At 65.0% G+C, this 26,543-nt stretch carries 19 protein-coding genes; 9 read left to right on the forward strand and 10 right to left on the reverse strand.

Annotated elements, in window-relative coordinates; all coding sequences use genetic code 11:
* Window positions 1–42 precede the first annotated feature (42 nt).
* The gene (locus MLE18_RS16350) at window positions 43–2,178 is read left to right on the forward strand and encodes an AsmA family protein (protein WP_243439870.1); all 2,136 of its coding nucleotides are present in this window, start codon (window positions 43–45) and stop codon (window positions 2,176–2,178) included.
* Between the two features lie 70 nt (window positions 2,179–2,248).
* Here the strand turns inward: MLE18_RS16350 and MLE18_RS16355 are convergent, their stop codons facing one another.
* The gene (locus tag MLE18_RS16355; protein WP_243439871.1) at window positions 2,249–2,566 is read right to left on the reverse strand and encodes a hypothetical protein; all 318 of its coding nucleotides are present in this window, start codon (window positions 2,564–2,566) and stop codon (window positions 2,249–2,251) included.
* A 186-nt stretch (window positions 2,567–2,752) separates the two neighbouring features.
* Between MLE18_RS16355 and MLE18_RS16360 the strand changes: the two genes are divergently transcribed.
* Both MLE18_RS16360 and MLE18_RS18155 read left to right on the forward strand, forming a co-directional pair.
* On the forward strand, window positions 2,753–5,956 hold the full coding sequence (locus tag MLE18_RS16360) for a UvrD-helicase domain-containing protein (protein WP_243439872.1): 3,204 nt from the start codon (window positions 2,753–2,755) through the stop codon (window positions 5,954–5,956).
* Complete coding sequence (locus MLE18_RS18155; protein ID WP_243439873.1) at window positions 5,953–8,922, forward strand: PD-(D/E)XK nuclease family protein; 2,970 nt, start codon at window positions 5,953–5,955, stop codon at window positions 8,920–8,922. Before MLE18_RS16360 ends, MLE18_RS18155 begins: the two co-directional genes overlap by 4 nt.
* Window positions 8,923–9,614: 692 nt before the next feature.
* Here MLE18_RS18155 and cyaB read toward each other — a convergent pair.
* The 8 genes from cyaB to MLE18_RS16405 form a co-directional block, all read right to left on the reverse strand.
* Window positions 9,615–10,226 (reverse strand): class IV adenylate cyclase, encoded by a 612-nt coding sequence (cyaB, locus tag MLE18_RS16370; RefSeq protein ID WP_243439874.1) that lies wholly within the window; start codon window positions 10,224–10,226, stop codon window positions 9,615–9,617.
* A 7-nt stretch (window positions 10,227–10,233) separates the two neighbouring features.
* Window positions 10,234–11,313: a protein-glutamate methylesterase/protein-glutamine glutaminase gene (locus MLE18_RS16375; protein WP_336605593.1), complete on the reverse strand. Its 1,080-nt coding sequence runs from the start codon at window positions 11,311–11,313 to the stop codon at window positions 10,234–10,236.
* An 11-nt stretch (window positions 11,314–11,324) separates the two neighbouring features.
* On the reverse strand, window positions 11,325–12,179 hold the full coding sequence (locus tag MLE18_RS16380; protein WP_243439875.1) for a CheR family methyltransferase: 855 nt from the start codon (window positions 12,177–12,179) through the stop codon (window positions 11,325–11,327).
* Window positions 12,180–12,181: 2 nt separating this feature from the next.
* The gene (locus MLE18_RS16385; RefSeq protein WP_243439876.1) at window positions 12,182–14,284 is read right to left on the reverse strand and encodes a chemotaxis protein CheA; all 2,103 of its coding nucleotides are present in this window, start codon (window positions 14,282–14,284) and stop codon (window positions 12,182–12,184) included.
* A gap of 13 nt (window positions 14,285–14,297) precedes the next feature.
* The gene (locus MLE18_RS16390; protein ID WP_243439877.1) at window positions 14,298–14,657 is read right to left on the reverse strand and encodes a response regulator; all 360 of its coding nucleotides are present in this window, start codon (window positions 14,655–14,657) and stop codon (window positions 14,298–14,300) included.
* A gap of 3 nt (window positions 14,658–14,660) precedes the next feature.
* Window positions 14,661–14,951, reverse strand: coding sequence for an STAS domain-containing protein (locus MLE18_RS16395; protein ID WP_243439878.1), 291 nt, complete (start codon window positions 14,949–14,951; stop codon window positions 14,661–14,663).
* 54 nt (window positions 14,952–15,005) lie between these two features.
* On the reverse strand, window positions 15,006–16,796 hold the full coding sequence (locus tag MLE18_RS16400) for a hypothetical protein (protein ID WP_243439879.1): 1,791 nt from the start codon (window positions 16,794–16,796) through the stop codon (window positions 15,006–15,008).
* A gap of 168 nt (window positions 16,797–16,964) precedes the next feature.
* Window positions 16,965–17,597: a DedA family protein gene (locus MLE18_RS16405; protein WP_243439880.1), complete on the reverse strand. Its 633-nt coding sequence runs from the start codon at window positions 17,595–17,597 to the stop codon at window positions 16,965–16,967.
* A gap of 841 nt (window positions 17,598–18,438) precedes the next feature.
* On the opposite strand from MLE18_RS16405, the gene MLE18_RS16410 reads away from it, so the two are divergent.
* On the forward strand, window positions 18,439–20,334 hold the full coding sequence (locus tag MLE18_RS16410; RefSeq protein WP_243439881.1) for a methyl-accepting chemotaxis protein: 1,896 nt from the start codon (window positions 18,439–18,441) through the stop codon (window positions 20,332–20,334).
* A 137-nt stretch (window positions 20,335–20,471) separates the two neighbouring features.
* Window positions 20,472–20,726, forward strand: coding sequence for a hypothetical protein (locus tag MLE18_RS16415; RefSeq protein ID WP_243439882.1), 255 nt, complete (start codon window positions 20,472–20,474; stop codon window positions 20,724–20,726).
* Window positions 20,727–21,139: 413 nt separating this feature from the next.
* Here the strand turns inward: MLE18_RS16415 and cls are convergent, their stop codons facing one another.
* The gene (cls, locus tag MLE18_RS16420; protein ID WP_243439883.1) at window positions 21,140–22,594 is read right to left on the reverse strand and encodes a cardiolipin synthase; all 1,455 of its coding nucleotides are present in this window, start codon (window positions 22,592–22,594) and stop codon (window positions 21,140–21,142) included.
* 155 nt (window positions 22,595–22,749) lie between these two features.
* Between cls and MLE18_RS16425 the strand changes: the two genes are divergently transcribed.
* The 4 genes from MLE18_RS16425 (at window position 22,750) to kdpA (ending at window position 26,531) form a co-directional block, all read left to right on the forward strand.
* Window positions 22,750–22,983 carry a hypothetical protein gene (locus MLE18_RS16425; RefSeq protein WP_243439884.1) on the forward strand — a complete coding sequence of 78 codons (234 nt, stop codon included), beginning with the start codon at window positions 22,750–22,752 and terminating at the stop codon, window positions 22,981–22,983.
* A 184-nt stretch (window positions 22,984–23,167) separates the two neighbouring features.
* Entirely contained in the window at window positions 23,168–24,316 is a 1,149-nt protein-coding gene (locus MLE18_RS16430; protein ID WP_243439885.1) for a GGDEF domain-containing protein, read from the forward strand.
* Between the two features lie 356 nt (window positions 24,317–24,672).
* Complete coding sequence (gene kdpF / locus MLE18_RS18235) at window positions 24,673–24,756, forward strand: K(+)-transporting ATPase subunit F (protein ID WP_419714899.1); 84 nt, start codon at window positions 24,673–24,675, stop codon at window positions 24,754–24,756.
* Window positions 24,753–26,531 carry a potassium-transporting ATPase subunit KdpA gene (gene kdpA / locus MLE18_RS16435; RefSeq protein WP_243439886.1) on the forward strand — a complete coding sequence of 593 codons (1,779 nt, stop codon included), beginning with the start codon at window positions 24,753–24,755 and terminating at the stop codon, window positions 26,529–26,531. The genes kdpF and kdpA overlap by 4 nt, the downstream gene beginning before the upstream one ends.
* Window positions 26,532–26,543: the final 12 nt, after the last annotated feature.

The raw sequence follows: 26,543 nt of genomic DNA on the forward strand, positions 1-26,543 counted from the left end.
CTGAGCTTATAGAACATTCAGACTCTTTCCAAGGAGCATGAGATGACGCGCACAACCAACATCCTCATCAAAGTCATGGGTTGCGCCGTGCTGGCGGCGACCCTGCTGGTCGGGGCCATGCTCAGCCTGGACAAGAGCGCCATCACCGGGCGCGTCGCCCTGCTCATCAAGGACACCACCGGACTGGATGTCTCCTTCCACGGGCCGGTGAGCCTGCGTTGGTTTCCCCGGGTCGGCATCGAGTTGCGCTCCGTCAAGGTGGCCTCCCCCGCCGGTGGCGACGTTCCGCCCTTGGTCAGTTTCGACCGCGCTGACGTGAGCCTGCGCCTGCTTCCCCTGATGACCGGCCGCGTGGAGACCGGCAAGCTGACCTTCGAGGGCCTGGAGTTGAACCTCGTGCGCGACGCATCCGGCAAGCTCAACCTGCCCAAGCTCAAGATCAAGGACGTCAAGGTGGAGGGCCGCACCGTGGTGGTGACTACCGAGGACGACACGACGTTCCGCATCGATTACGAAATCGCGGGCCTCGACATCACCGGGGCGAGCGTGGCCTATCAGGACCAACGCAGCGGCTTCAAGGCTGGGATCTCCGGGTTGTCCCTCCACGCGGGCGCCGTGAAGCGCGGCCAGCCCTTCGACGTGTCCCTGGCCCTGGACTACTCCGCCTCGTCGCCTGAGCTGGCCGGACATCTCCAGTTGGAGGGCAAGGCCATGGCCGTGCCCGAGGCCATGCGCTACTCCTTCGACAAGATATCGCTCAAGATCGGCGCGAAGGGCGCGGCCCTGCCCGTGGAGTCACTCGAATCGGTCAGCGGCGGCTCCCTGGCCTTCGACGGCAACGCGGGCACCATGCGCGGCGACGGCCTGAACACGTCGCTCAAGGGGTTCGGGCAGACCCCGCTCAGCCTGGGCCTCAATTTCCTGCTGGACCAGAACGCCGACACCCTGGAGGTCAAGAACCTCACGGTTGCCTCAAACGGCATGACGCTCACGGGCTGGACGCGCGTGGCGGGACTGACCGCCTCTCCGTCGACGGAGGCCGAGTTTTCACTGCCCAGGACAAACCCTCGCGCCGTGCTGGCCGCGCTGGGCGTGAACCTTCCCGAAACCGCCGGACAGGGGACGTTCGGAGCGCTGCAGGGGGAATTCTCGCTGAAAGCCAAAGGCGGAGCGGCATCCCTTCGTTCCAAGGGGCTGGAGTTCGACTCCACGAAGCTGAGCCTGGCGGCGGACTACTCGCCCGCCGCAGGGCAGAGCCGCCCCAGGCTGGCGGTGGCCCTGAAGGCCAACGCCCTGAACCTGGACAATTACCAGCCCAAGGCCGGGAAGGAGCCCGCAAAGGGCAAGAAGGAACCCGCCGCTTCTGATCCCTCCGCCCTGCCCCTGGACATTGAGGCGGACCTGGAGCTTGGCTCCCTTGTCGCATCCAAGCTGCACATGGGGTCCATCACCGCCAAGGCCGCCCTCCGGGAGGGCGTGTTCACGGCCGATCATTTGCAAGTCGCGCTTTACGAAGGGCTGGTCAAGGCCGTCCTCCGGGCGGACCTGCGCAAGGGGCAGAACGCGCCGCTGGCCGTTACGGCGACGGTGGACGGCGTGCAGTTGGAGCCCCTGCTGCGCGACGCCACCGGCAACGCCCGAGTCGCCGGCCGCGCCACGGCCAGCGCGTCGCTGACCGCCACGGGCCTGGACCCGGCCAAGGCGCTGGCGACGCTTGGCGGCAAGGCAGCCTTCTTTGTGCGAGACGGCGCGCTGCTCGGGCTGGAGGTCTCGCCCGGCGCGCTCGAGAGCGGGACGGGGCGGGCCAAGCCCCAGGCACGCACGTCCTTCGAGCGGGTCTCCGCCAGCGCGGCCATCAGCGGGGGAGTGGCCAACACCTCCGACCTGCTGGTTGTCATGTCGCCGCACAGGATCACGGGCCAGGGTTGGGTGAATCTGGTCAGCCAAACCCTGGACATGCACCTCTTGGCCAGCTTCCTGAAGTTGCCCTCCATCCCGATCCATCTCACAGGCAAGGCGGACGACCCTTCCGTCTCGCTGGACAAGGGTTCCCTGACCAAGGGCATGGTGGATTCCGTCATCAACGCGCCCAAGGAGGTGCTCAAGTCGCCCGGAAACGTGGGAAAGGGAGCTTTGGACGCTGTGGGAGGCTTCCTGGGTAAGCAGCAGAACAGGTGAGTCCGGCCTTTGAAAGCGAAAACCGCAGCCGGAGGCATCCGGCTGCGGTTTTTTCACGGTCTATGACAAGCTAGTGATAGGTGTGCGGCTTCACAGCCCAGTGGCTGCCCGGGACTCGCACCAGGTGCAGGTTGCCCTCGGAGGCGGCGCAGAGCACGAGCTCATCGGACTTCTCGATCCAGTAGGCCTTCAGGCCAGCTTCGGCCTCCGGGTTCTTGCTGATGATGTTCGCGCTGATGTCCTCAAGTGTCTCCATCACGGTGTCGGAAACGGAGAGGTCGTCGATATCGACTTCGTTGAGGGTTCCGCCCGCAAGCCCGAGGCTCGTGGCGATGCGGATCGACAGTTCGGGCCTCGCGGAATGCGGGGCATGGGGAGAATCTTTCATGGTCCGCCTCCTTTCGTCGAATGCAACACATTAAGCAAGATACATGCCGCTTCATGTTTTCAAGCGTTTCCGGGGATCATACCTCAAAAATGTAATACCGGATTTACAAAAAGGAACACCGCCTGGCGATTGCCCATCCGGCCCGAACGGATTACAAGCTCCCGGGCGCAAAGGCTCAATGCACACATGATCGAACAATTGCACGCATCCGCCGGTTCCGGCAAGACATACCGCCTCACCAGGCGTTTTTTGAGCCTGCTCATGGCTTCAGGCGGCTCCGCGCCCTCCTGCGGCCCGGTTCCGGGCCAGGGCTACGGGCCGGAGAGCATCCTGGCCATCACCTTCACCAACAAGGCCGCCGCCGAGATGAAGGAGCGCGTACTCGCCGCGCTCAAGACCCTGGCCTTGGGGCAGCCCGATCCCGATTTCAAGGCATCCGACGCGCGCATCGTGGCCCGCTCCTGGCTGGAGCGCACCCTGCGCCACCTGCAGACGCTCAACATCCGCACCATCGACAGCCTGCTCAACCAGCTGGCCCGCCTCTTCGCCCTGGAGCTTGGCCTGCCACCCGACTTCGAAACCAGCCTCGACGAGGACATGGTCTTCGAAGCCCTGCACGACGCCGTGAACGCGCGCAGCGCCGGGCCGGACCCTCAGCTGGAGGAGCTCACCGCGCGCATGGCCGACGCCCTGACTGTCCTTGAAGGGCGGGACGGATTCTGGCTGGCGGGCAAGGTTGAGGCCCGGCTGCGCCAGGTGTTCGGCCACCTGCTGGACAACCCCGAGGCCCCGGCCTGCGATCCGGCCGAACTGGGCGCCCAGTTGGACGCCATGCAGACCGAACTGTCGGAGAACGCCGGGAAGCTGCGCCAGGCTATGCTGGCAGGCGGAGTCAAGCCCATGGCGGCCTTCGAGGCGCTGCTGGCCGGGCTCGAATCCGGCAGGCCCCTTGCCGCCCTGAGCGATTCGGCCTACGCGGCCAAATCCAGCCTGGACCAGAGCGTCAGGGTGAACACCCAGGCCCAGATCACCCCCGCGATGGAGAATCTGTTCCAGGCCTTCCGCGCAAGCTACCTCACGGCCAAGACCCAGGGCGCGCTGCTGACCAAGGCCCTGGCCTGGCAGCCCTTCCTGGAGTTCGGGGCCCTGCTCATGGAGGCCTTCGAGGCCTACCGGCGCGACAAGGCCCTGGCCCTGCTCTCCCAGCTGCCCGGGCAGGTGGCCCGGCTTCTGGACGAGGGCGGCGGCGTACCCGAGGCTTATTGCCGCATGGGCTCTCGCCTGAACCACCTGCTCATCGACGAATTCCAGGACACCAGCGTCAGCCAGTGGGACGTGCTCAAGGAGCTGGCCGTGGAGTGCCTCTCCAAGGGCGGGTCGCTCTTCTACGTGGGCGACGTGAAGCAGGCCATCTACTCCTGGCGCGGCGGCGAGGCCGAGCTTTTCGAGCGCGCGGCCGCCAGCCCCGAGCTGACCCGGCTGGCCCAGCCCCGCCGCGAGGCGCTGGCCCACAACTGGCGTAGCGCGGCGGAGATCGTGGGCTTCAACAACACCGTGTTCGGCGCGCTGGAAGACCCCGAGGTCTGCGCCCGCGTGGCCCGGGCCATGCTCTCCGGGGCTTCGCAGGCCGCCGAGGGCGATTTCGCCCGCACCCTGTGCGAATCCTTCCACGGCTGCGCCCAGGAGCTGCCCCCGGGCCGCGAGCCCGGCGGAGGCTTCGTGCGCATCCTGCGCCTGGAGGCCGACACCCCCGGCGAATACACCGCCCAGGCGCGCCTGGCCTTCGAGGAGCTTTTCCGGGACGAACTGCCCGCCCGGCGCGACTGGTCCGAGGTGGCGGTGCTGACCCGCACCAACGGGCAGGCGGCCCTGGCCGCCCAGTGGCTGGTGGACATGGGCGTCCCCGTGGTCACGGAGAACAGCCTGCGCCTGGCCGAGCACCCCGTGGTCCAGGGCGCGGTGAGCTTCCTGGCCTTCCTGGACTACCCGCCGGACAACATGGCCCTGTGGGGCTTCCTCTCCTGCCGGGAGCTTTTCTGCCGCTCCCAGCTGCTGGACCGCGACGCCCTCTCGGACTGGCTGGCCGCACAATCCGCGGGCCCCCTGCGCCGCAAGTTCCAGCGGGACTTCCCCGAGGCCTGGCAGCGCCTGGTGGAGCCCTTCCTGCGCGGCGCGGGCCCGGCCAGCCCCTACGACCTGGTGCACGAGCTGTTCGACGCCTGCGGCGTGTTCGAGGCCTACCCCGACGACGAGGTTTTCCTGCGGCGCTTCCTGGAGCTGGTGCACAACGCCGAGACCCAGGGGCACGGCTCCCTGTCCGCCTTCCTGGAGTTCTGGCGGGCCAAGGGCCGCGAGGAGAAGATCCCCCAGCCCGAGGACGCCCGTGCCGTGCGCGTGCTGACCATCCACAAAGCCAAGGGCCTGGAGTTTCCGGTGGCCGTGGCCCCATTCCATCTTTTCTCCGCCCCGCCCGACACGGAGCTGTGCGGCGCGGAGTGCCGGGGCCTGGAGCTGACCCTGCCCCTGTGCAAGGAACTGGGCGAGCCCTACCACGCCGCCCGGGCCAGGACGCTCCTGGAGCAGATCAACCTGCTCTACGTGGCCTGGACCCGCCCCGAGCAGGAGCTGCACCTCTTCCTGCATTCCGGCGAGAAGCTGGCCAACCGCTACCCCCTGGCCAAGGCCGTGGACATCATCTTCGAGGCGGCCGGCATCCCCGTGGACGAGCCCGAGGTGGTCTTCGGCGCGCCGCCCCCAAGCCAGGCCGCCCTGCTGCCCGCGGCGCCGCCGCAGCAAGCCTCGCCGCCCGCGCCCTTGCCCGAGGCGCCGCTGCAGGCCTCGCCGCCGCTGGACTGGCTGCCCGGCCTCAAGATCGCCCGGAGCGAACTGGGCGACCCGGAACAGCGCCTGCGCCTGAGCGAGCGCATCCGCGGCGTGGTTGCCCACAAGGCCCTGGAGCTGCTGGCGCTGCCCGAGGACGCCTCCGACTCCGCCGGGCTTGAGCGAGAGGCCCTGCACGCAGTGCGCCAGGCCCTGGCCTTCTGCGGCCTGCAGGACGAATCCCTGGAGCCGGAGCTGGCCGAGAACCTCGCCTGGCTGGCCGTGCAGCCCTTCTACGCCCAGGGGCGCCACCTGGGACTGCGCGAGGCCGAGATCATGGACGAGGACGGGACCGTGCACCGCCCGGACCTGATCGTGTTCGCGCCCACGCATACCCTGGTCATCGATTACAAGACCGGCCGCGAGGACCCGGCCCACGCCGAGCAGGTGCAACGCTACCTGCGCCTCGTCCAGGCCCTGCCCGCCTGCGAGGGCCGCCCGGCGCGCGGCATCCTGGCCTATCTCGACCAGCGCCTCGTGCGCGAAATCCTGCCGGAGGCTTCGCGGTGAACCCTGTTTCGGTGATCCCCTGGGACCGTGATTTCCTCACCGGCCTGGGCACGCACCTGGTGGAGAACTTCCAGGACCGCTTCCAGTCCACGCTGGTGCTTTTTCCGCACCGCCGCCCCAAACGCTACCTGCTGGACAAGCTGGCCGCCGACGCCCGCCTGCCCAAGCCCTGCCTGCTGCCGCGCATCCTCTCCATCGACGAGCTCTTTGCGGAGCTCGCGGGCAGGCTCCACCCCACCCCCCTGCGCCAGCTCACGGAACTGGACCGCGTGGGCGTGGCGCACGCGGTGGTCACGCGCCTGGGCGTGGGGCTGCGCGGGCCGGACAACGCCTTCCCCTCCGAGATCAAGGATTTCTTCCCCTGGGGCCTGCGCCTGGCCCAGCTGATGGAGGAGCTTTTCCAGCACGGCGTGGCCGCCTCCGACCTGGACCACGTGCAGGACCAGGTGCTGCCCACCGCCGCCGCCCTGTTGGGCAGCCTGAAATCCATCCAGAAGGCCTACCGCGAGGAGCTGCTTGGTTCCGACACCGCCACGCCCGGCCTGCTGCGCTCCATCGTGGCTGACCGGACCGCCGAAGCCGTAGAGCTTCTGGAAGGACAGACCGTGCTGGCCTGCGGCTTCCACGCCCTCTCCGGCAGCGAGGAGAAGCTGCTCAAGGGCCTGTGGCGCAAGGGCCGGGCGGACATCCTCTGGCACACGGACCCCGCAGTGGCCACGCCAGGCGGCTCACCCCACTGGTCCTGCGAGGAGCACGCCCAGTGGCTCAAGCACTGGAAGGCCCGCGCCGTGCTGCTCACGGACGAGAAGCGTTCCCCCCTGCCCGCCTGGCGCAAGCGCACCGACCAGTTGAGCCTCTTCGCGGCGGAGCCCGCGCAGGAACCGGCCAGCCGGGCCAAGATCGTCTTCCACCAGGGCTTCGACCTGCACTCCCAGCTCGTGGCCCTGCGCCGCGAGCTTGACGCCAGCACGGAAACCGCCGGGTTCGCCGTGGTCCTGCCGGATACCAGCATGCTCATGCCCGTGCTGCACCATCTGCCCCGGCGCGACGTGAACATCTCCATGGGCTTCGCCTTGAAGCGCTCCCCGCTGCACACCCTCATTGAGACCATCCTGCGCCTTCAGGACGGCCGCATGCCCGGCGGCTACCACTGGCGGGAGGTCATAGCGCTGCTGCGCCACCCGCTGATCAAGCTGCTGCGCATCGGGGACGACACCCCGTTGCGCATGGCCTTCCACGACTGGGAGGCCGCCATCCGCCAGGGTGAGAAGCACCTGGACCCAACCGCCTGGAATCCGGCCGAAGCCCCCACCCAGGCCGCGCCCGAGGTGGCGGCGCTGTGTGCGCGCGTGGTGGAGGTCTGCTTCACGGCCTTCGAGAACACGGACAGCCCCCGAGCCATGGCCCTGGCCCTGCTCGGGCTGGCCCGGCTGCTGCTGGACCCCGAGCACTCCGGGGGCCGCTGGGAGCGCTTCGTCATCGACGCGGCCTGCCTCTCCCGCCTCATCGACCAGGTCATCCCCGAGTTGCACGACAGCGCCATCAGCCAGGAAATTTTCCAGCCCGAGGCCGTGCGCGCCATGACCCGGGGCATGCTGGACCGCCAGCGCGTGCCCTTCGAGGCAGACCCCCTCTCGGGGCTGCAGGTGCTCGGCATGCTGGAGACGCGCCTGCTGAGCTTCGAGCGGGTGTTCATCCTTGGCGCTGGCGAGGATGTGCTGCCGGGCGTGCCCCGGCCCGACCCCCTGCTGCCCGACCCGCTGCGCCAGGTGCTGGGCCTGCCGGACCAGCGAACCCGCGACATGACCGCCGCGCACACCTTCTACCGCTTGATCCAGGGCGCGCGGGAGGTGGGCATCTTCTATTCCTCGGGCATCCAGCCCGGCGTGCTGGACGGCAAGAGCCTGCCCAGCCGCTACGTGGAGCAGCTCATCTGGGAGGAGGAGAAACGTCTCCAGGCCCTGCTCAAGCCCGGCGAAGGCCCGCGCAGGCTCATCACCCTGCCCATGCGCGGGGTGCGCTCCCACTCGCCGGCGGTGGAGAACTCCCGAGCCTGCCGCCTCAAGCTGGAGACCAGGCTGCGCTACCGGGGCGTGAACCCCTCCCTGCTGGACAGCTTCCTGGCCTGCCCGCTGGCCTTCTTCTACAAGTACCTCACCCCCCTGGAGGCCCTGGACGAGGTGGCCGAGGACGGCGATCCGCCTGCCCTTGGCCAGCTGGTGCACTCCGTGCTGCAGGACTTCTTCCAGCCACTGCTGGGCACGCGCGTGGAGGCTGGCGGCCTGGACGCGGCCAGACTCACGGACATGTTCTCCCGCAGGCTGCGCGCGGAGCCCTTCTTCGCGCAGATGCCCGCGCAGGCGCGCCTGATGCTGGAGCGCACCGCCCTGCGCCGCCTGGAGGAATTCGCCAGGACCAGCCCGGCCTGCATCCCCACCCAACTGGAGATGCGCCTGGACACCACCCTGGACCTGGGTGGAGCGCGCTACGGCTTCAACGGCGTGATCGACAGGCTGGACCAGCGCGACGAGGGCATGGTCATCCTGGACTACAAAACCGGCAAGCCCCGCAAGCAGACGAGCACCTTCTGGGACGACCAGGACATTTGGGACACCGTGACCGCGGGCGACGTGGAATCTGGGCTGAATATGCTGGACCGCCTGGGCGCTGGCCTGGGATCCATCCAGATGCCGCTCTACATGCACGCCTACTGGAAGGCCACCGGACTGGACGCCGCCGACGCGGCCTATGTCTGCCTGGGCATGGGCGGGAAGGAGGCGGCCCTGTTCGGGCCCAAGGTCAGCGAAGAGGTGCGCGAGGAGCGCGTGAGGGAGAAAACGCCACTGTTCACGGGCTTCATCGTGCGCATGATGCTGGAGACGCCGCGCTTCGCCCCCCTGCCCTCGCGAGGCTGCGGCTGGTGCGCGTACGCGCGGGTGTGCGGCAAGGAGCCGGCGGAGAGATAGTTCATGATTGACGGCCGTGAGAGAATCTTCCAGCCGTGATTCAAGGTCCGTGCGGGGGGCAGCTGGGCGATGACCACGCATCAATTGCCTTCAACACCACACAGCCTGGGAACAAACGCCGCGCTATAGAACTCCGAAACTCTCCACAAAGGCCAGCACAATGACAAGACACTTGTCCGCATCGGCCATATTTCCAGCATTCTGTATCATCTTGTCACTCCTGCTGGCATCACGTGTCACAGCAACCTGCCCAAGAGAAAAGATAGACGCCGCAGACGATGCTGTGGCCTCCATAACAGAATGGAACCATCTATATGAGTTTTTTACAAAGTTTTCTGATTGTGACGATGGCTACATGGCAAGTGGCATTGACGACATCATAGAAGGAATGTTCCTCTCGCAGTGGGACAAGCTGAATACGCTGAGTAGCATCATGACATCAGACCCTGCGTTCCACACGTTCGTAATCAGGCATGTCACTGAAGCGTATTCCATGGAAGGTGGGAAGGCTATACTCAAGAATTCTGCGAATAATTGCCCGGCTGGATCCGAATACCTTTGCCATGTCATACGTGAAAGACTGAAATACTAGCCCGAGTTCCTCATTGTCCTACATGCTTGCAGGATGGGTTCCATAGCGGGGCAATCGCGCTTGTCGCATACCCGCCTCCGCTTGCTGAGAATAATGCCCGCTATTTTTCTTGAATCCCCCCTCCCTCGGCCAGGAAGGCCTCAACGCACTTCTTGTCCTTCTCCTCGAAGGTGAAGCTGTCCTCGGGCGGCAGGCCCAGTTCTTTGCGGTGCTGTTGGAAGAGGTCGTGGTAGGTCACGGCGCTGGCGTCGGCCATGCTCTGGCCCAGGGCTTCGGCCGTGCGGGCGATGGCATCCGGTTCGGCCTCGATCTCCATGAAGGTGCCGAAGGGCAGTAGGTCCAGGCAGACCACGGCATCCTTGGTGCGCCACACTTCCCGGCATTTCTCGTACCAGAGGGCTTCCACGTAGCCCAGTCCGGCCAGGATGCGGCGCATGGCGTCGAAATCCTCCACGTGGGTCTCGATCTCGTCCATGGCCTTCACCCCGGCGGGCGCCGGCTCCAGGCTGGGTTTCTTGAAGGTGAGGGTCACATGCCCGGCCTGGCGCAGCCTGAGCAGCTCTCCCTTGGCCTGCAGCTCACGCGAGGGGGTGTCGAAGACCACGTTGCGCTCGAAGCGGTTGCCCGCGAACCGGGCGTCCATGCCCTTCAGGGCCGCCCGCACCGCGGCGAACCCCTGCACAGTGAACTTTGCCTCCAGCTCCCTGGCCATGCCGCCCCTAACCTTGCGCGCAGGCCCGCAACACGTCGCGGGCGATATCCGTGAGTGAGAGCACCTTGTCCACCCCGCCGAGCTTGATGGCCTCCTGCGGCATGCCGAACACCACGCAACTGGCCTCGTCCTGGGCGATGGTGTAGGCCCCGGCCTCTTTCATCTCCCGCATGCCCTCGGCCCCGTCGTCCCCCATGCCGGTCATGATCACGCCCACGGCGTTCTTGCCCGCGTAGCGCGCCCCGGAGCGGAAGAGCACGTCCACGCTGGGGCGGTGGCGGCGCACCAGGGGGCCGTCCTTGACCTCCACGTAGTAGCGCGCGCCGGAGCGCTTGAGCAGCATGTGCTTGTTGCCCGGCGCGATGAGCGCCTGGCCGCGCAGCATGGCGTCGTTGTCCTGGGCCTCCTTGACGGTCACGCGGCAGATGGAGTCCAGCCGTTTGGAGAAGGCCGCGGTGAACTGCTCCGGCATGTGCTGCACGATGGCGATGGCCGGGCAGTCACGAGGGAGGGACTCCAGGAACACGCGCAGGGCCTCGGTCCCCCCCGTGGAGGCCCCCACCAGCACAACCTTCTCCGTGGTGCCGAACATGGCCTTGCCTGTGGGGCCCGGCAGCATGGCGTCCGCCGAGAGCTTGGGCTCCACGCGCACGGCCGCGATCGACGGCATGGCCTTGAGCTTGGAGCGGGCGGCCGCCTTCACGGCGTCGCAGATGCGGATGCGCGACTCGTCCAGGAACTGGCGCGTGCCCATCTTCGGTTTGGTGATGATGTCCACCGCGCCGTACTCCATGGCCCGCAGCGTGGTCTCGGAGCCGGACTCGGTCAGCGTGGAGCAGATGACCACCGGGATGGGGTGCTGGGTCATGATCTTCTTGAGGAAGGTCAGCCCGTCCATGCGCGGCATCTCGATATCCAGCGTGATCACGTCCGGGGCTTCCTCGGCCATGCGCGCGGCCGCGTGGAACGGGTCCGAAGCTGCGCCGATCACTTCTATTTCGGGGTCGTGCGAGAGCACGTCCATGAGCGCCTGGCGCACCAGGGCGGAATCGTCAACGATGAGAACCTTGATCTTGCCTTCCTTCACGCGCCGCTCCGTTATTTTTTCCTGTAGACGGTGGGTGCCACGGGTTCCAGGGGCAGGTCCATGCCGGTGATGCTCTCCGAATGGCCGATGAACAGATGCCCGCCAGGGGCAAGGCAGGTGCAGAAGCGGCTGAGCAGCCCGTGCTGGGTGGGGCGGTCGAAATAGATGATCACGTTGCGGCAGAAGATGACATGCATGGGTTTCTTGAAGGCGAACTCCTCCATGAAGTTGAGCCGCTGGAAGGTGATGCGCCTGCGGATCTCCTCATTGAAGCGCACCAGCCCGGCGGACCGGTTCTTGCCGCGCAGCATGTAGCGCTTCTTGTATTCCATGGGGATGGCGTGGGTCCTGTCCTCGGGGTAGACGCCGTGCATGGCCCGCTTGAGCACTTGGGTGGAGATGTCCGTGGCCAGCAGGGAGAAGCGGAAACCCTGGTTCAGCCGCGCGAACTCCGAGAGCACCATGGCCAGGGTGTGGGGTTCCTCCCCGGTGGAGCAGCCCGCGCTCCAGAGCCGGAAGGTCCCGGTCACGCCCTGCTTGCGGACGTGGCCGGGCAGAACCTTGCCGGAGAGTACATCGAAGTGTTTGGGTTCCCTGAAGAATTCCGTCGTGTTGGTGGTCACCGTGTCGATGAGGTTCACCAGTTCGAGCTCGGTACCCTTGGGGGAAAAAAGATATTCACAGTAGCTGGAATAGGAGTCGAGCTCCAGGGCGCGCAGCCGCTTGTGCAGGCGCGCCTCCAGCATGGTCTTCTTTGCCGGGGGGAGCTTGATGCCGCATTCGGCGTAGATGAACTCGGCAAGCCTTTTGAATTCTCTTTCAGGAAGGCCGGATGGCGTGGGCCGCCCCTGGGGCTGCAACGTCATGCCTAGCGCTCCGACTCCCGGCCGGCCTGCTCCAGGGCCATGTTGACGATGCGTTTGACGTCCAGAATCAGGGACATGCTTCCATCGCCCTGGATGGTCGCGCCCGAGAAGCCGTCAAGCTTGCGGAACACGGGGCCCAGGCTCTTGATGACGGTCTGGTGCTCGCCCACGACGTGGTCCACAACCAGGCCGACGCGCTGGCCGTTCATCCCAAGGATGACCACCTGCTCTATGGCCGGAACCGGCCCGGGGAAGCAGAACCACTCACGCAGGGAGATGTAGGGCACCACCTGCCCGCGCAGGTTCACGATGCGCTTGCGAGTGCAGACCTCCAGGTTCTGTTTGTCCAGCTCCACGCACTCCTCCACCAGTTCCAGGGGCAGTACGTAGCCCTGGTCCCCCACGCGAACCTGGAGCCCGTCGATGATGGCCAGGGTCAGCGGCAGCCGCACCGTCACGCTCGAGCCGCGGCCCTGCTCGCTGGAGAGCGTGATGTTCCCCCGCAGGGATTCCACCACGCCCTTGACCACGTCCATGCCAACCCCGCGCCCAGAAACGTTGGACACGGCCTCGGCCGTGGAGAATCCAGGCAGGAAGATGAGCTCCAGCGTCTTCTGCTGGCTCAGCTCCGTATGCTCGGTGATGAGGCCGCGCTCCAGGGCTTTGGCCCGCACCTTCGCGGGGTCGATGCCCTTGCCGTCGTCGATGACCTCGATGACCACGTCGCCCCCGGAGTGCTCCGCCTGGAGGCGGATGGTCCCTTTCCTGGGCTTGCCCGCTGCTTCGCGCTCCGCCGGAAGTTCGATGCCGTGGTCGATGCTGTTGCGCAGCAGATGGATCAGGGCGTCCGCCAGCCTGTCCAGCACGGTCTTGTCCAGCTCCGTGTCCTCGCCGGTGGTCACCAGGTCGATCTCCTTGCCCAAGGAGGAGCAAAGGTCGCGCACGAGGCGGCGGTAGGTGCTGAAGGTCGAGCCGATGGGCAGCATGCGGATGGAGAGCGTGGAATCACGGATGTCGTCGCTCAGGCGCTCCAGTTCCTCGGCCAGGTTCACCACCGCCTCGTTGCCCAGCAGCGCGGCGGCCTGCTTGATCTGGGCCTGCACGATCACCAGTTCGCCCACCAGGTCCTGCAGGCGGTCCAGTTTATCGGTGGAGACGCGCAGGCTGGAGGCCGCCTCGGGGGCGGATTTCCTGGCGTCCTGGCGGTCGCGGGCGATGGATTGTTCGGCCAGCGCGGCTTCAACGCTCTTAGCCGGGACAACCCCGGATTCGGCAAGTATGGAGCCGAGCCTGCGCTGTCCGGCGACGGCCCGCTCGATCTGTTCGGGGCTGATGTCGCCGCGCTCCACGAGAATCTCGCCCAGCATGGGCACCTTTTCCTCGCAGGCGGCCTCCACCGGGGTCACGCTCAGGTCGCATTCGTCCTCGACGAACATGAATACGTCACGCACGGCGGATTCGGAGGAGGTTGTGGCGAGCAGAATGTCCCACCAGATGTGGCAGCTTTGGGGATCGAGTTCGCGCAGAGGGGGCACGTCCTCGAAGTGGGCGAACACCTTGGCGGAACCGAGGGCCTTGATGTCCTCCAGGAAGTATTCCGGGTTGTTGCCCGTGGAGTAGATGCCGGGGCGGGGCTTGAAGCGGATCCTGAACATCCGCTCGCGCTCCGCCTCCTGGGCAGGGGCGGGTGCGGCCGGCGCCCCGTGCTCCGCGCCGGAAGCCTCCCCCTCACCGGCCAGGGCCCGGAACCCCTCCAGGATTGTGGCCCCGGAGGCAATATAGGCCGTTATGTCTCCGCCGTCGTGTTCGAAGAGCAGGCGGACATGGTCCTTGGCCTGGAAGGTAAGATCCAGCAGGGGTCTGGTGACCGGCAGCAGGCCGTCGCGAACCTTGTCGAAGACGGTCTCGACTTCGTGGGTGAACTGGGCGATGTCGTCGAAGCCGAACATCGCCCCGGAGCCCTTGAGGGTGTGCATGGCCCGGAATATCCTGTTCACAAGCCCGGAATCCTGCGGGGCGTCTTCGAGCTCCAGCAGGGCCGTCTCCAGTTCGGCCAGCAGATCGGCCGCCTCATCGCGGAAGGCTTGGCGGTGGATATCTTCCATGTGCTTGCCCCAGCTAGCGCAGCACCTTCTGCACGACGCTCAACAGTTGCTCCGGCTTGAACGGCTTGACGATCCAGCCGGTGGCGCCGGCGTCCTTGCCCTCCTGCTTTCTCCCTGCCTGGGATTCGGTGGTGAGCATGACAATGGGGATGAACTTGCAGGCGGGCAGGGCGCGAAGGGCCTTGATGAGCGAGATGCCGTCCATGTTGGGCATGTTGAGGTCGGTGATGACCATGTCAATCTTGGCCCCAAGCTTCGTCAGCGCGTCCTTTCCGTCCGATGCTTCAATCACTGAATATCCGGCGTTCTTGAGCGTGAAAGCGACCATCTGGCGTACGCTTGCCGAATCGTCCACGGTCATGATGGTTTTCATGGCTTAATCCCCTGGCGCAAAGGCCTGGTCAAAGTCCTGCTGGGTGATGCCCATCTCGGCCGCCGCCCCGCTGCAGGCGGGATGCAGGCCGCCGCTGATGGCTACTGCCTTTCCGTCCAACCGGGCTTGCGCCGCGAGCCCGAAGAGCAATTGAAAAAACGTCAGGCTGGCCGCGTCCACCTGGGACATGTCCAGGAACAGCCTGCCGGTGCTTGCGTTCAAGGCGTCGGATAGGGCCTGCTTCAATTCGGCCGAATCGCCCAGGCTGAAGCCTCCGGCGAGTTCAAGCGTCACGCGCCCTTCTGCGTCAACACGTTGCAACATCGATCCCATGTGCGCCTGCCTGGATCAGAAAAGTTCCACGTTGTCGCCCAGTCCGTCGTCGCCGCCGGACACCGGGGCGCCGGCTGGGCCGCCGAGGCCGAGGGCCTGCTCGTGCACCAGACGCTCCTCGTCCATGGTGTAGCGCTGCAGCATCTGCATGAGCGTGGGCGCTCTGGAGGCCCTGTGACCAGGCGGCAGGGCCACGCCGAGTTCGTCCACAAGCTCCTGGAGGCGGGTTTCCGCGGCTGTGACGGAATCGATCAACCCCCAGCGGAAGTCCAGGGACTCCACTGCGGCGGCGATGTCGCTCGAAAGCTCCTCCGCCGACTGCTGGACCATCGCCGCCCGCGAGGCCGCCTCGTGGTCCAGGGCCTTGATGCTCGCCACTTCGGCGTCGAGATCGGTCACCACCGCTTCGAGCTGCGCGCCCTGGTCCCTCTGGGCGACGGCGCTGAAGGTTGCGGCGTCCACCGAGCCGAGCAGCTCAAGAATGCGGGCGGTCTGTCCCCTGGCGTCCACCGAGAGCTTCTGGATGGCCGAGGCAAGCACTCCCAGGGCCTTGCCTTCATCCCCGGTATGCGCGGCCTTGATGCTCGCGTTGATGGCGATAAGCTCGATCTCGGAGCCGACCTCCTCGATTTCTCCCACGATGGAGGACATGACGGCGATGGAGTCTGCCACCTGGGCCATGACGGTGCTCATGCCGCTCTCCAACCGGGCGTATTCACGCAGGGAGCCTGCGATCTGCCCCACTCCCGTTTCGATCTGCGTGAGCACGCCCTCCTGCCCCGCCTCCTTGGCGGCCAGGGAAGCCGCGCCGGAGGCCATCGCCCGCACCTGGCTGCCGATGGAGGTCATGCTATCCTCAAGGGTCTGCATGGCCCGCGCGAATCGGGTCCTGGCGTTTCCGAGCTGCGAACGCTGCAGGTCAGCTATGCTGCGCAGCCAGTCGCAGACCTCCTCCCAGTCGGCCGCCTCGGCGGCGAGGCCCACTCCGGGACCGCTGCGGGCGATGTCGCGCGCCTCTTCGGCTGCCTCGGCCACGTGCTCAAGCTGCTGGCGGATGATGTCATGGAACTGCATGGAGAGAACGGCTTCCGAAATGTTGCTCACCACGCTCCGCGAGAGACCGGATACGGAATCGGCCGCCTCGCGCGATGCCCGGGTGAGGCCGTCGAGAGCGCTCAGGTCGGCTTCGAGCATGCTGAGCGCGGACATGGAGCAGCCTCTACGGGCGTCATCCATCTGTTTCAGGCTGATCGATGCGCTTCGGCACTGACCGCTGAGTTCCCTGGCGCTGAAAAGGATTTTCTCGGAGGATTCGCCAATTTTTCCGGCCAGCTTCTCGACATCGTCGGCCAAGGTCGCGAATCCCGCGCCCTGGTCCCCCAGGCGCGCGCTCTCAATGCGGGTTGAGACGCCAAGCATGCTCAAATGTTTCACCAGCCTGGCAAAATCACTCATGATTTCGCCAAGCTTCACACCCATTGACCCTACGGAGGCAAGTTCCGCGAGCTGCCGGTCGGTGGCCGCGGTGTCGCAGATGCTTCCAAGGCGTTCGAGATTGGCGGCGAGCCTGGCGGTCGCACCGAGAACGGCTTCGCCCGAGGTCAGCTCCGTGAGGCCGGAGGCCAGGGCCGATATCTGAGAGGAACGGGAACTGAACCCCTCGAGCTGGGCCCCCAGGCGCAGGAAATCCTGCTCGGTTCCGTGAAAGGACTTCAGGAATCCGAGACTGAAACCGTCAAGACCTCCAGCGCAAAGGCTGGCTGCCTGGGGAAGGCGGTCGCAGTCCGACGGGGGTGTTGCAGCCATATCACTCCATGCTTGCGTTGACATGATGGCTCAGCCGAAAGCGATGACTTTCGGGCATGGCTTATGGTCACGAGCCATCAGATTGGCCGAAGAGCAAGGAAAAGGCAAGTTGACGCCCGTGGTTAAGAACATATTCACTGCCATGCACACCGAGAGTGAGCGCAGGAGCTATTTGTCCTGTCCGGGTTTGGAATCTTCGGCAGGGGCGGCGCACTCGCCGGTCAGGGCGGCCTCCTGCTGCTCACGGACACGCTTGCGGTGCCGGTAGAACCACACGCCCCCCCCCACAACCACGGCAACGATGAGGATGATCATTTCGATGTGGTGGATGTCCTTGAGGACGTTGGCCACCACTGTACCGAAGAAGTACCCGGCGTAGGCGAAACTCACGGCCCATATGCCCGCGCCGATGGCGTTGAGGACGAAGAACTTGACCCCTGAAATATCCGTGGTGCCGAGTATGAAAGGAGTCAGGTTCCGAAGGCCGTAGAAGAACCTGAAAGAAAGGATCAGGGCTTCGTGGAAGCGCTCCAGCATGGCATGCACGCGCTCAACCTGGCATTTCCACTTGGGGCGGTTCTCCACGAACTTCTTGCCTTTGAACCGGCCGATGTAGAATGCGGCCTGATCGCCAGAAAGGCTGCCCAGAAACGCCCACAGGATGCACAGCGAGATGTCGAGCTGGCCGCTATGCGCCAGAAAACCGGCCACCAGGAGGATGGTCTCTCCTTCGAGAAAGGTGCCTATGAAGAGAGCGAGATAGCCGTAATTGCTTATCAGACCTTCAAGAGTTTCCAACATTTTTGGCGCAACCTGCTTGAGTTGGGTTCCGGAAAGGCAGACCGGGCGCGTCCGCCGCGGCGTTGCCTGCATGCCTCAGGCGTGGAATGATTATGCGGCCCCACCCTTTCTGTCCATTCATATCTCCACCCCGGCCCGGCCGACGTCCCGGGGGACCGCCGGGAATTCGCACGCTTGCCGGAAACCAGACAATGGATATAGCTGCGCAAAATATTTACCAAATCGTCACGATTTCAACACAATCGAGGCTTGCCAACATATCGTGACGAAACAGAACGACATCAATCACCAGATCAGCCCGCCGATATGAACCAATTGTACATTTACGCAACACTAAACATTGAAGGCCACCGCACAAACTGCACATATATTATACGTAAAAATGCAGCTGCGCCATCATGATACGGAACAACAGCATGGCAGCACCCGTGCAACACAAATACAAAACGGACCGCCCACAAATGTCGGCGTTGCACTCTGATCCATTTGGAATTATACAAATCAAGACAGGAATGAATCTTAAAGACTGATATCCGGGCCATATGCGCAAAAGGCACATATGATCGCTGCACTGGCTACTCCAACTCAAGCAGGGAGGGTATGAGCGATGTCAAAATTTAGGACCGTATCCATTTTTTGGCGCCTGAGCACCTTTATAGCCCTTGGAATCCTTGCCCTCTCGGCGTCCATCTATATTTCAGCCAAATATCTCATCAACAATACACTGACGGAAAAGGCATATTCAGACCTTGCCGGCGACGTTAACACCCTCGATGCGTTCCTGAACGACAAAGGTCAATATTGTCTTGCTGTTGCCGAGATGGTCCAGCAGCTCCGGCGAGTGCAGGGCGCCTACGCCGTGTCCCCCATCGACAAGGACGCTCTGCAGACCGTCGCGGACGAGGTTTACACACAGTTCAAGCTCGGCGCCGTGACATTCACCGACGACAAGGGGATCGTCATGGCAAGAGGCAAAAAGCCCGGGCAGAACGGCGACAGCAATTTCAACCTTTTCGGCATGCAAAAGGTATTCACCACGCGCAAGCCGTTCATAGGGTTCGACACGGCCCGAGCCATCCCCTTCCTCTTCGTCTGCCGGTTCCCCCTCACCGACAAGGACGGCAAGCTCATCGGCGTGTTCACCGCCGGGTACGACCTGGGCACCGAAGTGTTCATCGACTCCATGAGGGCCGTCACCGGTGGAGCGGACATCTCCCTGTTGGTCAAGAACGAAAAAGGGGAGTTCATCCGCCATCAGACCACCCTGAAGGACAAGGCCGGCAAGCGCGGGACCGGCACGGTGCTTGAGAACCCGGAGGTGCTGCAGAACGCCGTGGCCAAGGCCCAGCCGTTCACCACGACCCAGAAGATCGACGGGCGGGAATACTACTCCACCTACAAACCCCTGATGAAGGACACCGAGGTTTTCGGCCTGATGGCAGTGCTCAACAGCACGGACGAGAACTATACCGCCCAGGGTAAAATCGCCACGCCCCTGCTGTTCATCGTGCTCGGACTGGGAGTGCTCATCATCGGTGGAACAATGGTCATGATCCGCAAGATCACCAAGCCCCTGGTGAGTATCGCGGACACCTCAGGCCAGGTGGCCCAGGGCGACTTCGACGCCCAGTTCCCGCCAGAAAGGGTATTCTTCGGAGAACTGCTGACGCTGTACGGCTCCCTGAAAACCATGGTCGAATCCCTGAAGGCCAAGATTGCGGAGGCCAACCAGCAGTCCGAGGCGGCCGCACGCGAAGCCGAAATTGCCAGCAAGGCCACGGCCGAGGCCGAAAAAGCGACTCAAAGGGCTGAGATGGCCATGGTCGAGGGTATGCGCCAGGCTGCGGGCAAACTGGAAGGCATCGTGGACGTCGTGTCTTCAGCGTCCGAGGAGCTTTCCGCCCAGATCGAGCAGTCCAGCCGGGGCAGCGAGCTTCAGGCCTCCCGCGTGTCCGAGACGGCCACCGCCATGGAGGAGATGAACGCAACCGTGCTGGAGGTTGCGCGCAACGCCTCCCGCACGGCCCAGACAGCCGACCAGGCCAGGGCCAAGGCTCAGCAGGGCGCCGACATTGTGGGCAAGGTCGTGGCCGGCATAGGCGACGTGCAGACCCACGCCCAGGAGCTCAAGACCGACATGGACTCACTGGGCAAGCTCGCAGCGGGGATCGGTCAGATCCTCAACGTCATCTCGGACATAGCCGACCAGACCAACCTGCTGGCGCTCAACGCGGCCATCGAGGCAGCACGCGCGGGCGACGCCGGGCGCGGCTTCGCGGTGGTGGCCGACGAGGTGCGCAAGCTTGCCGAAAAGACCCAGACAGCCACCAAGGAAGTCGGCGACGCCATTCGGGACATCCAGTCCGGCACGCAGAAGAACATCGGCAACGTGGACAGGACCGTGCAGACCATCGAGTCTACCACGACCCTGGCCACCAGATCCGGCGAAACCCTTGGGGAGATCGTCTCGCTCATCGACACCGCCACCGACCAGGTCCGCTCCATCGCCACGGCCTCGGAGCAGCAGTCCTCGGCCAGCGAGGAGATCAACCACTCCATCGAGGAGATCAACTCCATCTCGGCCCAGACCGCAGAAGCCATGACCCAGGCGGCCCAGGCCGTCTCGGAGATGGCCCACCAGGCCCAGGTGCTGCGGGGGATCATCCAGGATATGCAGTCAGAGAGCGGTGGCGGGACCCAAGCCCTGGCTCCCGGCGGGAAGGCGCTTCCACGCTAGGGCCGGGCCCTGTGAAAGGGCAGCCGTTTTCCGGCTTCAATTCCCATGGTTTCTCGTGTTACGCAGGGAAACCGTAGGAACGGGAGTTACGGACGCCGTACAAGCCGGACTGCGTGCAGTCGACCTGGGAGGAGAACATGAAGATGCCCGTCCGAGACGCCGGCCAAGGCGCCGCCGAGAGGGCCGAAAAAATTGCCGACGCCAGGGAGATGTGCATCTCCCGGCTGCGCGCCCTGCCCCGCGACAGGCGCGAGGCCGTGGCCGACGCCATCCTGGCCCTGGCAGACCCCGAATGGTGGGACTTGCGGCGCAAGGGAGCGGACGTGTTCCTGCTCATCATGGAGACGCACAAGGCCCGGGTGCTCAAGATCATGCAGGGGGAGGCGCGCTGACCGGCCGCCCTCCCCTGGCCCGCTTCCGCCCCGGCGTGTAACCAAGCGCGCCGGGCGCACGTCTCGTGTTCATGGGAAATACAGCAGCCGAACACGAGGGATCCGCCATGGAACGCGCACTCACCGCAACGATGGAAGTGCTGGCTTACGCCTTCATCCTCGGCCTGGTCGCCATGACCCTGTTTGAGAACCTCTAGCCCGCCCCGATTCCCGCGCCTCAGCCTAGGCGGGACCGGCCGCCCCCGCGGCAGGCCCTTGCACCCGCCGGGTGGGACTGCACCCACTTCCCGGCCAGGGCCACCGGATTCATGCCGTCATCTCTCCTTTGCGGGCGAGGTCGGCCTCTGCGGCCCGCACTCCCTTGGACGTGACTTCCCGGCACATGGTCACAGGGAATTTCATGGCCGCCCGGCTTACAGAACGGGGCCGAGCATGGCTATTGTGTTGCCCCAGAGCCGCCGCGCTGTGCTCCACTGCTCCACCTGGGCCGCCGTGACCTGGTGCGACCGCCCGAGGTAGGCCTTCTGGCAGCGACGCACTTCGGCAGTCAGGGCGGCGTCGTGGAAGAGGACGTTGTTCTCGAAATTGAGCTCGAAGCTGCGCCTGTCCATGTTCGCGGAGCCGATGAGGGTGACCTCGCCGTCCAGCGTCAGGGTCTTGGCGTGCAAAAGCCCCCCTTCATACTCGTAGATGCGCACCCCGGCCTCCAGCAGGTCGGGGTAGTAGCTGCGGCTGGCCGCCCCCACCACCCATGAGTCGTTGCGCGCGGGAAACACCACCGTCGTGCTCACGCCCCGGCGCGCGCAGGCGCACAGCGCGGCCTGCATGGCCTCGTCCGGAACGTAGTACGGCGTGGTGATGAACAGCTCGCGCCGGGCGGCGAACATCAGGTTCGCGAACACCTCGGGCATGGCGGAGTGCCGCATGGTCGGCCCGGTGCCGATCACCTGGGCCGTCGCCCCGGGCTGGCCGGGCGGTAGGGGCTCCCTGAGCAGGAAGGTGATGTCCTCGTCCACCATGCTCATCCAGTCACCGGCGAAGAGGCTCTGGTTCTGCCGCGCCACCGGGCCCTCGAAGCGCATGAGCACGTCCACCCAGGGCGCGAAGCGGGCCTTGATCCTGAACTCGGGGTCCGCGCAGTTCTGGCTGCCGCAGTAGGTGACGGAGTTGTCTATCACCACGATCTTGCGGTGGTTTCTCAGATCGATGCGACCGCGCAGCATGCGCAGCAGCGGATTGCCTATGGGCAGGGCCGTGGCTGTGCGGACGCCTGCCTCCCGCATGGACCGCCAATGCTTGGAGCGCAGCATCGCGCGCGAGCCCAGGGCGTCGGCCATGACCCGGCATGTCACCCCCCGCCTGGCCGCCCGTTTCAGGGCCTCGGCCACCTTGAGGCCGTTGTTGTCACGCAGCCAAATGTAGAACACCAGGTGGACGTGGTTCTTCGCGGCGTCGATGTCCGCCACGATGGAGTCGATGCCGGCGTTGGAGTCGGTGAACAGCCACCCTTGGTTGCCGCCCACGGGAGGGAAGCCGTTCACGGATTGGCCCATCTGGAAAAGATGAGGGTAGCACGCTGCCATATCGGGCTTGTAGCAAGGGTCCAGCGCACCTGGGATGCATTCCAGATCCGGCAGTTTCTCCCGGGCCTTGAGGGCTCTCTCCACGCGGGCGTTGCCGATGTTGGTCTCGCCGAGCAGCAGGTAGGCCACGATGCCCACCACGGGCAGCGCGACCATCACCACCACCCAGGCCACGCGGGACGCAGGCTCCCTGTGCGGGCGCAGAATTGCCCGGCCCATGAAGACCAGATGCACGGCCCAGAGTAATCCCGTGCCCAGCGCGAAGAGCAGACTTTCACCAGCCATTGCGAACGGTTGTTACTGAAAGGTGAGAGCGTCCGTCAACGGCTGAATCGAACGGCTGTGTGATGTCGTCCTGCACGAAACCTCGGATTGACATCCGGGCCGGATGGTGGCTCATACTTACCGTGACCCCCAACCCCGCAGACAGGAGGACCGACATGACCACTTGGATCTGGGTCGCCCGCTGGATCAAGAACACAAGCAACGAAGCCGCCGTGAAGCAGGCTGCGGCGGGCATCCGCAAGCACTGGGAGGAGGTCGCCCTGGACCAGGGCCTGGACCCCGCGAAGAACGTCACCATCGCCGAGGGAGAGAAGGAAATCCGCGTCGGAATATCCGAGGAGTTCGACGAGGAGATGCGCGAAGGCCCGGGTGAATGGCGTTACTACTAACCGGACGATAAAAAGGTCTTCATCAGATCGCCCCAGGGTAACCTGGGGCGTTTGTGTCAGCGAGTCCTGACCACCCTGCTCCGACCCCAGACACGTCGCTCTCGACTACAGTCCGTCCAAGGCGTATAAACCCCGAAGGGCTTGGCAGCCTTTGTAACAGAGCTGCATGCCGGGGTAAGACTCCATGAACACTGTTGACCTGACACAACAGTCTCCTGTGAAGGAGCAGGTCAAGCGATCCATCCTTGACGTTGTAGAAAAACAACAATCGCTCGGCGCTGTTTCAACAGCATTTCTCTCGGTCCTTATCACCCTGACCGTTTCCAGCGACCATATCCTTCCCACGGCGACAGCGTGGACCGTCTGCGTGTTCCTGGCCAGCGCGTACAAGGCTTTCCTCTCGTGCTACCATCGCCATGACAGGTTCAAAGCAGTATCCCTGCGGACGCGCGGCGCGTTGGTCATCGTCAGCGCCGCTACCACGGGCATCCTGTGGAGCATACCGATGACGTTCGTTGACTTCAATCACCCTGTGGAGCTGGCAACTGTCATACTTATCACCAGCGGTATAATATCAGGATCAGTAAACACCTATCTCGGAAACATAATATGCATGGCGATCATCTCCACAGCACCGATCGCTTCCATCATAGCAGCCATGTCCATCAGGATGACACCCGTCCCGACTACGGCGATCATCAGCATCATAACATTCTATGCCTACATCATGTCCGTAAGCGTCAAAACGGCTAGAGGCTCCAAGGAACTCTTCTCCGCGAAATTCGAGAACGCGGAACTCATCGAGCACCTTGAATCCGCGAAGAAGGAATTGCAGGAACTGGCCAACCGCGACGACCTCACGGGGCTCCCCAACAGGAGGCTCCTGGCCGAACTCTTCGACCAGGCAGCACGCGAAGCCGTTCGAAGCAACACCAGGCTGGCCGTGCTGTTCATTGACATGAACGATTTCAAACACATCAACGACAAGTACGGCCACGAGATCGGGGACAAGGCGCTTGTCGCGGCGGCAAGCATCATGCGCAGGGCCGTCAGGGGGGCCGATATCGTGGCCCGGCTGGGTGGTGACGAATTCGTAGCCATCGTGAGGGACATCGCCACGCCAGGCGACGCCGCCCTTGTATCCGGCAATCTCTCCAAAGCATTGAAAACACCGGTGGCCATAGACGGCTACTCTATCGACGTCAGCGCGAGCATCGGCGTGTCGATCTTCCCGGACCATGCCCGGTCCCTCGACACCCTGCTGACGCTCTCGGACGCCGCGATGTACCATGCGAAAGGCAAAGAGGGCCAAGGTCCCTCGCTGCACGAGTGACCCCCCCCTGCGCCGCCTGGGGCATGCGCGTGCGCGGCGCGTCCTGTCGCAACGCCCCTGCTGGCCGATACCAATCCCCCTGAGACCTCCCGCCTTGAGTGTCAGTTGGAAACACAGGCTCCGAACGAGTTGATGGGGAGACGCACGGGCCAAGATAAGGGTATCGCCCGGTAACGCCGTTTTTACCTTCCGGCAGCCAGTTTTTACACCATTTTTACCTTTCCCTGGCTATTCCCTTGCCATCGACTCTTGACGGAGGTTTCGATGGACATGCTTTTCGCGGCCCTCATCGCGGGCCTGGTCTTCACGCTCTTCGGTCTGATCGGCCTGGTCTCCAACCTGGAGAGGAAATAGCCATGGATTCCCTGGCCCTCACCATCGCGGCCGCCCTGTTCGTGTACCTGCTGGCGGCCCTGTGCAAACCGGAGTGGTTCGAATGAAAACGACCGACCTCATCCAATACCTGTTTTATCTGGCCCTGCTGCTCGGGGCGTCCTGGCCTCTCGGGCTCTACATCGCCCGGGTGTACCAGGACAGGCCCTGCGGCCTGGACAGGGCGCTCGGCCCGGTGGAACGCCTGCTCTACCGCCTCTGCGGGGTGGACGCCTCCAAAGAGATGGACTGGAAGACCTACGCCGTCGCCGTGGTGGCGCTCAACGCCCTGGGCCTTGTGGCCGCGTACGCCATCCAGAGGCTCCAGGGCGGGCTGCCCCTGAACCCGGCCGGACTCCCCGGGGTGGACCCGTACGTGGCCTTCAACACTGCCGTGAGCTTCGCCACCAACACCAACTGGCAGGCCTACGGCGGCGAGACCGTCATGAGCCACCTCACGCAGATGCTGGCCCTGACGGTGCAGAACTTCGCCTCCGCCGCCACGGGCATGGCCGTCATGGCCGCCCTCATCCGGGGCCTGGCCCGTCGGGAGACGGACAAGCTCGGCAACTTCTGGCGGGACCTCACGCGCTCCACGCTCTACGTGCTGCTGCCCCTCTCCGTGCTTCTGTCCGTGGCGCTCGTCTGGCAGGGCGTCCCCCAGACCCTGGCCAGCTCAGTCACGGCGAAGCTCGTCGAGCCCACGGCCTACCAACAGCCCGTGCTGGACAGCTCCGGCAATCCTGTTCTGGACGCGGCCGGGAAGCCCCGGACCCAACCGGCCTCCCGGACGGAGCAGGCCATCGCCCTGGGGCCGGTGGCCTCCCAGGTGGCCATCAAGCAACTGGGCACCAACGGCGGCGGCTTCTTCAACGCCAACTCCGCCCATCCCTTCGAGAACCCGACCCCGCTCACCAACCTGTTGGAGCTCCTGGCCATCCTGCTCATCCCGGCGGCGCTCTGCCACACCTTCGGGGTCATGGTGGGCGACAGGCGGCAGGGCTGGGCCGTGCTCATGGCCATGACCATCCTGTTCGCGGGCTTCGCCTTCCTGACCATCCTGGCCGAGACCACGCCCAGCCCCCTGCTGGCCAAGGCGGGCGTGGCGGCCGGGCCGAGCCTGGAGGGCAAGGAGGTCCGCTTCGGGGCGGCCGGGTCCGCCCTGTGGGCCGCGGCCACCACGGCCGCCTCCAACGGCTCGGTGAACGCCATGCACGACAGCTTCACCCCGCTGGGCGGCATGTGGCCCATGCTCCTCATGCAACTGGGCGAGGTGGTCTACGGCGGCGTGGGCTCCGGCCTGTACGGCATGCTGGTGTTCGCCGTGGTGTCCGTGTTCGTGGCCGGGCTCATGGTGGGGCGCACGCCGGAGTATCTCGGCAAGAAGATCGAGCCCTTTGAGACCAAGATGGCCGCCCTGGTCATCCTCATCCCGCCCTTCCTCTCCCTGATGGGCACCGCGCTGGCGGCGGTGGCCGGGCCGCCAGGCGCAATCTCCAACCCCGGGCCGCATGGCTTCAGCCAGATGCTCTACGCCTTCTCCTCCATGGGCAACAACAACGGCAGCGCCTTCGCCGGGCTCACGGCCACCTCCCCCTTCTGGACCGTGGCCGGCGGCGTGGCCATGTTCGTCTCACGCTACTGGCTCATCATCCCGGTGCTGGCCCTGGCCGGGTCGCTTGCTGGCAAGAAGCGCCTGCAGGAAGGCCCCGGCACCCTGCCCACCCACGGCCCTATCTTCGTGGCGCTGCTCATGGCGGTGGTGCTGGTGGTGGGCGCTCTCACCTTCGTTCCCGCCCTGGCGCTGGGCCCCGTGGCCGAGCACCTGGCGCTGTTCAAATAACGAGGTTTCAGA

The sequence above is a fragment of the Fundidesulfovibrio soli genome, from assembly GCF_022808695.1.
GTDB lineage: Bacteria > Desulfobacterota > Desulfovibrionia > Desulfovibrionales > Desulfovibrionaceae > Fundidesulfovibrio > Fundidesulfovibrio soli.